This is a genomic window from Actinophytocola sp., assembly GCF_035634895.1.
Taxonomy (GTDB): Bacteria; Actinomycetota; Actinomycetes; order Mycobacteriales; family Pseudonocardiaceae; genus Actinophytocola.
Map to the genome: position 1 here is coordinate 1 of NZ_DASQCC010000105.1, position 8,986 is coordinate 8,986.

Genomic DNA, 8,986 nt, shown 5'->3' on the forward strand with positions numbered 1-8,986 from the left:
GCACAGCAGCGACGACACGCCGAACCACGTCACGCCGACCAGGAAGACCTTGCGCCGCCCGTACCGGTCGCCGAGCGAGCCCGACACCAGGATCAGCGCGGCGAGCGTGAGCATGTAGCCGTCGAGAATCCACTGGAGTCCGGAGACCCCCGCGCCGAACTCCTCGCCGATCCTCGGTAGCGCGATGTTGACCACAGTGCTGTCGAGGAAGGCCATGCCGGACCCGAGGATGGTCGCGGCCAGGATGCCCCGTGCGGTGCCGGTTCCCCAGCGGGTTTCTGTCATGTGGGCCTGTTCAGCTCGGCGACGAACTTGTACCGGTCGCCACGGTAGACCGAGCGGACCCATTCGACCGGCCGCTCGGCGGTGTCGAACGAGTGCCGGGACAGCAGCAGCATCGGCATCCCGACGTCCGCGCCGAGCAGCTCGGCCTCGTGTGGGCCGGCCAGCGCGGTCTCGATGGTCTCCTCGGCGTGCCCCATCTCCACGTCGAACCGCTCCCGCAGCACCTGGTACAGCGAGCCGCCCGGCGAGAGGTACTTGCGCAGCCCGCGGAACCGGCCGAGCGGCAGGTGCGTGGTCTCGATGGCCATCGGCTCGTTGTCGGCGAGGCGGAGGCGCTGCATGCGCAGGACCTTGGCACCCGAACGGACGCCGAGCAATGTGGTCAGCTCGCCTTCCGCGGGGATCTCCACGATGTCGATGAGCTTGGAGGACGGCTCACGACCCTGCGCCCGCATGTCCTCTGTGTACGAAGACAGCTGTAACCGCTGTGCCACCTTGGGTTCCGCGGCGAACGTGCCCTTGCCCTGCACGCGGAGTAGCCGGCCCTCCACGGTGAGGTCGGCAAGGGCCTGACGCACGGTGGTCCGGGACACGTCGAACTGCGCGGCGAGCGAACGTTCGGTCGGGATCGGCGATCCCGGCGGCAGAGCGGCGAGCAGGTCGAGCAGGTGCCGTTTGAGGCCCCAGTACTTGGGTTCGCGCATGGCGCGGGCGCCGGCGTCGGGCTCCTGAGCGGCCGACGTTTCGAGCATGACTCCTCCTCCAACGACTTCCTGGTACAGCATGCCTTCCCGAAGCCATCAGCGCGATCACACCCTGGCGTTTTTGGGAATACCGTGACACCCGTGGCGAGAGCACACCATACCGCTCTAGGATGATTGGTCTAGACCTAATGGCAAAACAGGAGGCGTGATGGCAGGCGAACGGATGGCCGCGGAGGTCGCCGAGCAGCCGGCGGTGTTCGACTCGCTGGTGGCGGGGCGGGGCGGCCTGGCGGACGTGGCCTCGCTGATCGCCACGCGCAAGCCCAGGTTCGCACTGCTCGCGGCCAGGGGCTCCAGTGACCACGCCGCCCTGTACGCGAAGTACCTGATCGAGGTACTGCTCCAGCTGCCGGCCGGCCTGGTCTCGCCGTCCACGACCACGCTGTACGGCGCGCACCCCGACTTCACCGACGTCCTGTACCTGTCGGTGAGCCAGAGCGGCGGCTCCCCCGACCTGGTGGCGGCGACGGAGGCGGCCAGGGCGCAGGGCGCGCTGACCGTCGCGGTCACCAACACGCCGGCCTCGCCCCTGTCGGACGCGGCGGAGCTCTCGGTCGACATCGGGGCCGGCGAGGAGCTGGCGGTGGCGGCCACGAAGACGTACACGGCGACCCTGCTCTCGCTGTACCTGCTCGTGGACGCGATCCGCGGCGGGTCGGCGGCGGCGGTCCGGGACATCGGCGAGCTGGCGTCGACCGCGCTCGCCGAGCCGGTCGAGGACGCCGTCGAGCGGTTCCGCGACATCGAGCGGGTGCTGACCACCGGCCGCGGCTACTCGTCGGCGACGGCCGCCGAGGCGGCGCTGAAGCTCGCGGAGACCAGCTACCTCGCGGCCCGCGCGTACAGCGGCGCGGACCTGCTGCACGGCCCGGTCGCGGCCGTCGACTCGCACACGGGCGTGGTGGCCGTGACCAGCAGAGGCCACGGTGGCGCGGCGATGCGTGACGTGGTCCAGACCGTTCGGGAGCGGGGCGCGTCGGTGCTGGCCGTCGGCTCCGCGGCGCGGGACACGCCGGCGGACCTCCGGATCGCCATCCCGGAGACCGCCGAGGAGGTCGCGCCGATCCTGGAAATCCTGCCGCTGCAACGACTTGCGCTCGCGGTGTCGCTGGCGCGCGGCGTCGACCCGGACAACCCTCGCGGACTGCACAAGGTCACTCGCACTGTGTAGTTGCTCTTGGCCCTAGACTTTTCGAGGTGCGAAGGACATCGTTCGCCCGCTGGCCGTGTTCCATCGCAAGAACCATGGACCTGCTGGGGGACCAGTGGACGTTACTCGTGATGCGTGAGGCGTTCAACGGCGTGCGCAGGTTCGACCGGTTCCAGGCCGAGCTGGGCATAGCGCGGAACACGCTCACGGAACGACTGGACCGGCTGACGGGCGCCGGCCTGCTCAACCGCGTCCGCTACCAGGACCGGCCCGCCCGGTACGAGTACCCCCTGACCGAGATGGGGCGGGACCTCTTCCCGGTGCTGTCGGCCATCATCCGGTGGGGCGACCAGTGGCTGGCCGACCCCGTCGGGCCGCCCCGGCTGCTGCGGCACCTGGAGTGCGGCGAGGCGACGGCGGCCGCGGTCGACTGCGTGCACTGTGGCGGCACGATGACGGCCGACAACGTGGTCATGGAACCAGGACCGGGACTCTTACATGAGTAGCAGCGAGCCGGCGGCGCGTGGCGACGCCGAACGACGGACCCGAGCCCGCGAGGGGTCGCGGTGAGTGTCGCGGTCGGGGTCGATGTCGGGGGCACGTCCACGCGTGCCGTGGCGGTGTCGCCGGACGGCGTGATCGTGGGGCGGGGCACGGCCGGTGGCGGCAACCCGAACTCGCACCCGCCCGAGGTGGCGGCCGGCCGGGTCGCGGAGGCCATCGCCGCGGCGGCGCCCGCGGGCACGCCGGTCGTGGCGTGCCTGCTCGGCATGGCCGGGGCGAGCAAGTTCAGCGATCCGGCGATCACGGCGGTGTTCGAGGCCGCGCTGCGATCGGTCGGGGTGACCTGTCCGATCGAGGTGGTGGCGGACGTCGAGGTGGCGTTCGCCTCGGCGACCCCGTCCCCGGCCGGCACGGTGATCATCGGCGGCACCGGCTCGGCGGCCGCGCGGATCGTCGACCACCGGCGGACGGGCCTGCACGGCGGGTGGGGCTGGCTGCTCGGCGACGAGGGGTCGGCCTACTGGATCGGGCGGCAGGCCGTGCGCACCACGCTGCGCCTGCTGGACGGCACGGCCGAAACGGGCCCGCTCACGACGGCCGTGCTGACGGAGGCGTTCGGCACGACGGAGACGCGCTTCGACGACGTGCGGTGGCGGCGGAACACCCGGGAGCGGCTGATCACCGCGGCGAACGCCGAGCCACCGATCCGCCTGGCGCGCTACGCCGCACTGGTGAGCACGCACGCGGCCGACCCGGCGGCGGCGAAGATCATCGCGGCCGCGGCGGCCCACCTGGCCGAGCACGCGCACGCGACCCGCACGCCCGGCGAGACGACCCCGATCGTGCTGGCGGGCAGCGTCATCGGCCCGGAAAGCCCGGTGGGGCTGGCACTGCGGGAGCAGCTGTCCGGCGAGACCGAGGTCCTGTTCGCCCCCGACGGCGGCATCGGCGCGGCCTGGCTCGCGGCGTTGGTGGCGTGGGGTCCGGACGCGCCGAGGCCGTCAGTCGACGCGGGGGTGACGTAGTCCGGGGTGCCCCTCGGGGAGGGACCTGCGCAGCACCACCGCGCTCGCGGCGAGCGTGGCCGCGACCAGTGGCCAGCTCAGCACCACGCGGGCCACGCCGAGCGCGACGACCCAGCCGGACCACCAGAGCACGCCGAACACGAGCACCCGCACCAGGTACTGGCCGAGCACCCACACCCAACTCGCGTTGCCATACGCCCGGACAAGGTCGGTGTCGCGCCGCCAGCGGGTCTTCTGCCCGAGCACGACGCCGACCACGACGCCGAGCAGCGGCCAGCGGATGAGGATGCTCAGCGCCCAGGCGAGGGCGCTGGCGACGTTCGACAGCAGCTGGATGAGGAAGAAGTCCTCGGCCCGCCCGGTCCGCAGCGCGACGAAGGCCGCGAGTGACACGGCCGCGACGCTCGCCACCGACGCGGTGACCCGCCGCCGCCGCGCGAGCCGCCAGACGCCCACCGCGACACCGGCCGCGATGGCCGCGGCGGCGGCCCACCCGATGGAACGACCACTGACGAGCCACGCGATCACGAACACGGCGGGCGGGACGCTCGCGTCGATCGCGCCCCCGCGGCCACCGAGCAGCTCACGGAGCGGGAGATCACGCGTGTCGGTCGACTGGTCGGTCACGGGACAAGCCTGCCGCATGGGTGTCGGCTTAGGTAGCCCTTACCGACGGTGGCGTAGGTCGGGAATCAAGCGGCATTCTGGGACCTTAGGAGGTATAACAAGGTCGGGGCGCACTAGGGAGGGGTGGTCGCCGTGCGTAGGTGGACCAGTTGGGTCGCGATCGGGGACAGTTTCACGGAGGGGCTGAGCGACGAGGGTCCGGATGGTAGCTACATCGGGTGGGCGGACCGGCTGGCGATCGCGCTCGCCGAGCGGAATCCCGGCTTTCGGTACGCGAACCTGGCATTACGCGGCAAGATGCTGCGCGAGATCGTCACCGAACAGGTGCCGCTGGCAGTCGAGGCGAAGCCGGATCTGGTGACGATCTGCGCGGGTGGCAACGACCTGATCGTGCCCGGCAGCGACATGGACGCACTGGCCGAGAAGTTCGAACAGGCCGTCGTGGACCTTCGCGCGACCGGCTGCGAGGTGGTCGTCTTCACCGGGCCGGACCCACGCAAGCAACCGGTCGTGCGCCGGATACGCGCCAAGGTCGCCATCTACAACGAACACCTGCACGCCATCGCCGACCGCCACGGCGCGATGCTCGTGGACCTGTGGGCCATGGAGACGCTCGTGGACGTCCGCGCCTGGAGCGACGACCGGCTGCACTTCTCACCGGAGGGTCACCGCAGGATCGCGTTGCGTACCGCGGAGGTCCTCGGGCTGTCCGTCGCGGAGGACTGGCGCGAGGAGTGGCCACCGGTCGCCCCGGAGCCGTGGCTTCGCCTGCGCCAGGCCGATCTCGCGTGGACACGGACGCACCTGTTGCCGTGGGTACGCAGGCAGTTACGCGGTGAGTCCATGGGCGACGGTCTGGTGCCGAAGCGACCGGAGCTGAGCCCGTTCTCCACCAACGGGAACAGCCGCGCGGCGCACATTTGAGACGTTCCAACAAGCACGCCGGCCGGCGCGGATCCCCCATCCACGCCGGCCGGTTTGCTTGGGCAGCACACCCCCACGTTGGTAGTGCCGCCCGGCTGAGTGCTCGGTATCAGGCTCCGGGACGTCGAGCACCCGGCGCGCAGCTTTTCACTTGATCGCCCAAACTGACTAACTGTTCGCTAAACGCCGGACCACGCTAGACGACCAGACGGACCAATCGGGAGAGCGCGGCCGGCCCGAGTGCCCGGGTGCCGGCGGAGAACTCGGCCGCGAGCCGCGCCAGCCGCACGACGTCATCGTCGCCGTCGGCACCGGACTCGACCACGGCGAGGAGGTTGGCCCACTCCTGGTCGATCCACTGCGCGGCCTCCCGCGCGGTGGTCACCCCGGCGAACCCGTTCCGCGCCGTGCCGGAGCTGAGCAGCTCGCGGGCGGTCTCGGCGCCGGCGAGGTAGTACCGCAGCAGCCTGCGTGCCGCGACCACACTGTCCGAAGTGGACATCTCGGCCTCGGCGAGCTCCTGCGCGTGCAGCCGAACCAGGTCGTGCATGACGAACACGTCCCGGCTCGTCTCGGTCACCACGAACATGGTCGCGAGTGCCCGCAACCGCGTCCTGGCGGTCTCGGCGTCCGTGCCGCACAGGGCGGCGACCGGCTGCGGACCGAGCCGCGTGCCGGGGAACAACCCCAGGTGCCGCACGGTCTCCGCGAGCTGGGGCCGCAGGCTGCGGTAGGTGACGTCGAGCGCGGCGCGCACGCTCGCGTCCGCTTCCTCCAGGTCGAGCGCGCCGAGCCGGGACCGCTCGTCGGTCAGCTCGGTCACCAGGTCCTCGACCGTCCACTGTGGATTGCCGGCGAGCCGCGCCGCCGCGATCCGCAACGCGAGCGGCAGGTACCCGCACAGCCGCGCGAGCCGCCGCCGCTGCTCCCGCTCGGTCCCGTGGGCGGGCGTACCGGCCATGTGCTCGATCACCTCGTCGGCCGCGTCGGGCCCGAGCGTGCCGAGTGTCAGCATCCTCGCGCCGGTGCGCGCGACCAGCCCGTCGAGCCGGACCCGGGACGTGACCAGCACGAACGACGACGAGCCTGCCGGCAGCAGCGGGTCGATCTGGTCGGCGTCGCGGGCGTCGTCGAGCAACACCAGCACCCGCCGGTCGGCGAGGATCGAACGGAAGAGCGCGGCCCGGTCGTCGAGCTCGAGCGGCACGTCGTCGACGGCGACGCCGAGCGCGAGCAGGAACTGGGTGAGCACGTCGACCGCGCGGACCGGCGTGTGCTGTGAGTCGAACCCACGCATGCTCGCGAACAGCTGGCCGTCCGGGAACGCGCCGGCCATCCGGTGGGCCCAGAGCACGGCGAGCGCGCTCTTGCCCACCCCGGCAGCGCCGGCCAGTACCCCGATGGCCGCGGTCTCGCCGGGTGGCAGGAGCTTCGAGAGCCAGGCCAGCTCCTCGCCACGCCCCGCGAACCCGGCCGGCGCCCTCGGCAGCTGCGCGGGGATCAGCACCCCGACCTTCGGCGTGACGACCGGGTCCGGGGTGGGTTCGAGCAGTGCGCTGTCGTCGCGCAGGACACGGGCATGCAGCTCACGCAGCTGCGGGCCGGGGTCCATGCCCAGCTCCTCGGCGGCCCGGTGCGCGAATCGCTGGTAGGCCTCCAGCGCGGTCGCCCGCCGGTCCGCCCGGTACAGCGCGAGCATGAGCTGTGCGACGAGGCGCTCGCGGAACGGCTGCGCGTCGATCAGCTGCGTCAGCTCGCCGATGATCTCGTGGTGGCGACCCAGCTCCAGCTGCGCGTCGAAACGCGCCTCGAGGATCGCGAGCCGCAGTTCGGTCAGCTCCGGCGCGGAGACCCGGCCGCCGAGGTCGGCGAGCGCGGGCCCCCGCCACAGCGCGTTGGCGTCGTCGAGCAGCTTCGCGCGGCTCGCGGCCGGCAGCCCGCGGGCCTGGGCCAGCAGCGACCGCGCGACCGTGACGTCGATCAGCGACTCGTCCACGACCATCCGGTAGCCCGGCGACGTCGTGGCGATGTACGCGGCGACACCCGACTCGGCGAGGCGCTGCCGCAGCCGCGACACGTAACCCTGGACCATGGTCCGTGCGCTGGCCGGCGGCTCGTGCGCCCAGAGGACGTCCACGATCCGGTCCAGCGGCACGACCTGGTTGGGCTCCAGCAGCAGCATGGCGAGCACGCTGCGAGTGCCGGGGCCGCCGAGCGGCACGGCACGGTCGTCGATGATCATCTGCACTGGTCCGAGCAGACAGAAGCGCGCCGCGGCTGGTTGCTCCGCTCCCATCGGGCGACCACCCCCCAGTTACCCCGCCAGGTACGGCACGTGCACAACGGTAAGGGGTGTTGGGTACGCTACGCGATCACCCCCTGGCCGGGGTCACCCGTTTGGCGTAACGCCGACGTGCTTGTCGCAGGTCAGATGGTCAAGCCTCCCGAGGGATCGGACACCTCCCGTCCTCGCCGGACACCGAACACGCCCTTGTCATGTCGCGCGAATTTCACGGTTCGGCACGACGTTTTGTGGTCGTTTCGGCGGGCACACGATGAGCCGAGATCCGGTTTTTCGGAAACGCGCGTGATTCCGCGTGCCATCCTCTGTGGACGGACGTCGCTGACTCGTTATGACGTATTTTCAGGACGCGACAGAGAATTTTCACGGCCCCCGTGGACAGCGTGCGGATGCGGTACGTCATTTGCGAAATCGATATCCACTCCGTGACAAAATCCGCCGATATGTTGCGATCACGATCATAAATCTGATATATAGCGCCTGGTGAACACAAGGATCTTCCTGGTCGACGACCACGAGATCGTCCGCCGCGGCGTGGCCGACCTCTTCGAGGACGAACCCGACATGGAGATCGTGGGCGAGGCCGCCACGGTGGCCGAGGCCCTGGCCCGCATCCCGTCGGCGAACGTGGACGTGGCCGTGCTGGATGTGCGCATGCCCGACGGCAACGGCGTGGAGCTGTGTCGGGACCTGCGCTCGCAACTGCCCGAGCTGCACTGCCTGATCCTGACGTCCTACTCCGACGACGAGGCCCTCCTGAACGCGATCATGGCGGGCGCGTCCGGCTTCGTGCTGAAGCAGGTCCTCGGCAACGACCTGATCACCGCGGTCCGCAAGGTCGGCGCCGGCGAGTCACTGCTGGACGCGAAGACGACCGAGGCGCTGATGAAGCGCATCCGCCAGGGCAAGGACGAGGGCGGCGGCGCACTCGCCGGCCTGACCGACCAGGAACGAGCCGTCTTCGAACTGATCGGCGAGGGCCTGACCAACCGCCAGATCGCCACCCGCCTGTTCCTGGCGGAAAAAACCGTCAAGAACTACGTCTCCCACATCCTCGCGAAGCTGGGCATGCAACGCCGCACCCAAGCAGCCGTACTGGCCGCAGAACTAAAGTCCCGCAAACCAGACCCCCACTAACCCGCGAGTCCCGCGTTTGGGACACCCGCGAGTCCCGCGTTCACCCATAGCGAGTCCCGCGTTCACACACACCGAACTGCGGTTTCGTGCAGACGCGTGCGCCGAACCGCGACTCACACTGTCCGAACGCGGGACTCGCGGTGCCTGAACGCGGGACTCGCGGTGCCTGAACGCGAGACTCGCGATGTCTGAACGCGAGACTCGCGATGTCTGAACGCGAGACTCGCGATGTCTGAACGCGAGACTCGCGATGTCTGAACGCGAGACT

Annotated in this window: 9 protein-coding genes; 5 read left to right on the forward strand and 4 right to left on the reverse strand. The window is 70.7% G+C overall.

The annotated features are described in order from the left end of the window. Together VET29_RS14810 and VET29_RS14815 are read right to left on the reverse strand one after the other, a co-directional pair. Nucleotides 1-285 (reverse strand): MFS transporter (locus tag VET29_RS14810; RefSeq protein WP_324920274.1); only part of this gene is annotated, 285 nt, incomplete at its 3' end. Next, nucleotides 282-1,037, reverse strand: a complete 756-nt coding sequence (locus VET29_RS14815; RefSeq protein WP_324920276.1) for a GntR family transcriptional regulator — start codon at nucleotides 1,035-1,037, stop codon at nucleotides 282-284. The genes VET29_RS14810 and VET29_RS14815, both read right to left, overlap by 4 nt. Nucleotides 1,038-1,197: 160 nt before the next feature. Between VET29_RS14815 and VET29_RS14820 the strand changes: the two genes are divergently transcribed. From VET29_RS14820 to VET29_RS14830, 3 genes are read left to right on the forward strand one after another with little or no spacing between them, the layout of a single operon-like run. After that, nucleotides 1,198-2,220 (forward strand): SIS domain-containing protein, encoded by a 1,023-nt coding sequence (locus tag VET29_RS14820; protein WP_324920278.1) that lies wholly within the window; start codon nucleotides 1,198-1,200, stop codon nucleotides 2,218-2,220. 26 nt (nucleotides 2,221-2,246) lie between these two features. Continuing rightward, entirely contained in the window at nucleotides 2,247-2,705 is a 459-nt protein-coding gene (locus VET29_RS14825) for a helix-turn-helix domain-containing protein (RefSeq protein ID WP_324920280.1), read from the forward strand. 60 nt (nucleotides 2,706-2,765) lie between these two features. After that, entirely contained in the window at nucleotides 2,766-3,728 is a 963-nt protein-coding gene (locus VET29_RS14830; RefSeq protein WP_324920282.1) for an N-acetylglucosamine kinase, read from the forward strand. On the opposite strand, the gene VET29_RS14835 is transcribed toward VET29_RS14830, so the two are convergent. Beyond that, the gene (locus VET29_RS14835) at nucleotides 3,705-4,373 is read right to left on the reverse strand and encodes a DUF3159 domain-containing protein (RefSeq protein WP_414636501.1); all 669 of its coding nucleotides are present in this window, start codon (nucleotides 4,371-4,373) and stop codon (nucleotides 3,705-3,707) included. The two genes, VET29_RS14830 and VET29_RS14835, sit on opposite strands and share 24 nt — an antisense overlap. A 114-nt stretch (nucleotides 4,374-4,487) precedes the next feature. On the opposite strand from VET29_RS14835, the gene VET29_RS14840 reads away from it, so the two are divergent. Continuing rightward, entirely contained in the window at nucleotides 4,488-5,279 is a 792-nt protein-coding gene (locus VET29_RS14840) for an SGNH/GDSL hydrolase family protein (RefSeq protein ID WP_324920287.1), read from the forward strand. A 196-nt stretch (nucleotides 5,280-5,475) separates the two neighbouring features. On the opposite strand, the gene VET29_RS14845 is transcribed toward VET29_RS14840, so the two are convergent. Further along, on the reverse strand, nucleotides 5,476-7,521 hold the full coding sequence (locus tag VET29_RS14845; protein WP_324920289.1) for an AfsR/SARP family transcriptional regulator: 2,046 nt from the start codon (nucleotides 7,519-7,521) through the stop codon (nucleotides 5,476-5,478). A gap of 543 nt (nucleotides 7,522-8,064) precedes the next feature. Here VET29_RS14845 and VET29_RS14850 point away from each other — a divergent pair. Further along, entirely contained in the window at nucleotides 8,065-8,718 is a 654-nt protein-coding gene (locus VET29_RS14850) for a response regulator transcription factor (RefSeq protein ID WP_324920291.1), read from the forward strand. Nucleotides 8,719-8,986: the final 268 nt, after the last annotated feature.

Coding starts and splice junctions, on each gene's coding strand:
- VET29_RS14815 (WP_324920276.1), bottom strand. CDS start 1,037: ATGCTCGAAACGTCGGCCGCTCAGGAGCCCGACGCCGGCGCCCGCGCC.
- VET29_RS14835 (WP_414636501.1), bottom strand. CDS start 4,373: ATGCGGCAGGCTTGTCCCGTGACCGACCAGTCGACCGACACGCGTGAT.
- VET29_RS14845 (WP_324920289.1), bottom strand. CDS start 7,521: ATGATCATCGACGACCGTGCCGTGCCGCTCGGCGGCCCCGGCACTCGC.
- VET29_RS14820 (WP_324920278.1), top strand. CDS start 1,198: ATGGCAGGCGAACGGATGGCCGCGGAGGTCGCCGAGCAGCCGGCGGTG.